At 70.3% G+C, this 1,379-nt stretch carries 1 protein-coding gene; it reads right to left on the bottom strand.

Annotated features, from left to right (window positions below; genetic code table 11):
• A partial coding sequence (locus BLR05_RS25590) for an NAD-dependent succinate-semialdehyde dehydrogenase (protein WP_143016058.1) occupies window positions 1-1,379 on the bottom strand: 1,379 nt, incomplete at both ends.

The raw sequence follows: 1,379 nt of genomic DNA, 5'->3' as shown, positions 1-1,379 counted from the left end.
TCGCGGCCGTAGCCGGACTCCTTCACGCCGCCGAAGGGTGCGGACTCGGCCGCCAGCGCGCCTTCGTTGATACCCACGATGCCCGTCTCCAGCGCATCGGCCACACGCCAGATGCGGCGCACGTCGTTGCTGTAGAAATATGCGGCCAGGCCGAAGGGGGTGTCGTTGGCGGCGGCGATCACTTCCTGCTCGCTGTCGAAGACCGTGAGAGGCGCCACCGGGCCGAAGGTTTCCTCGCAGGCGCAGGCCATGCTGGCATCCGCGCCCGTGAGCACGGTGGGTGCGTAGTAGTGGGCGCCCAGCGCATCCAGGCGCCTGCCGCCGGTGAGCACCGTCGCGCCACGCGCCACGGCATCCTGTACGTGGCGTTCGATCTTCTCGACGGCGCGCGCGTTGATCATCGGGCCGATCTGCGAGGCCGGGTCCGTCGCCGGGCCCACGTGCAGGGCCTGCACACGCGCGGCGAGCTTCTGCGCGAAATCATCGTGAACGGCACGGTGCACGAACACGCGGTTGGGGCACACGCAGGTCTGCCCGCCGTTCCTGAACTTCGCGGCCATGAAGCCGTCCACCGCCGCATCCACGTCGGCATCCTCGAACACGATGAAGGGTGCATTGCCGCCGAGTTCCAACGAGAGCTTCTTGAGCGTATCGGCGCTGCGCCGCGCCAGGTGCTTGCCCACGGGCGTGGAGCCGGTGAAGGTGATCTTGCGCACGCGGGAATCGTCGAGCCATGCATCCACCACCGCGGGCGTGTGCTCGCGCGAGGCGGTGACGATGTTCAGTACGCCGGGCGGAATGCCCGCCTCTTCGGCCAGCGCCACGAGTGCGAGCGAGGTGAGCGGGGTGTCTTCCGCAGGCTTGCAGACCACCGTGCAGCCGGCGGCGAGCGCGGGGGCGATCTTGCGCGCGATCATCGCGGCGGGAAAGTTCCAGGGCGCGATGGCGGCCACCACGCCCACGGGCTCCTTGAGCGCGAACATGCGCCGGCCCGGCACGGGCGCGGGAATGACCTCGCCATTCATGCGCGTGGCCTCTTCGCCGAACCATTCGATGTAGCTCGCGGCATAGGCGACTTCGCCCTTGCCCTCGGCCAGCGGCTTGCCCTGCTCCAGCGAGATGAGCGCGCCCAGCCCTTCCTGGCGGGCCAGGACGAGATCGTTCCAGCGCTTGATCAGGGCCGAGCGCTGCTTGGCCGGCACGTGGCGCCAGGTGGCGAAGGCCGTGTGGGCGGCATCGGTGGCGGCGCGCGCGTCCTGGGCGGCGCCGTCGGGCACGTGCGTGATCGTGTCACCGGTGGCCGGATCGGTGACGGCGAAGGTCGCGCCGCCGGCGGCGGCCTGCCAGCGGCCCGCGATGTACAGCTGGCTGCGCACCAG

This window comes from Paracidovorax cattleyae, assembly GCF_900104515.1.
Taxonomy (GTDB): domain Bacteria; phylum Pseudomonadota; class Gammaproteobacteria; order Burkholderiales; family Burkholderiaceae_C; genus Paracidovorax; species Paracidovorax cattleyae.
This window is presented reverse-complemented; position numbering and strand designations above follow the sequence as displayed.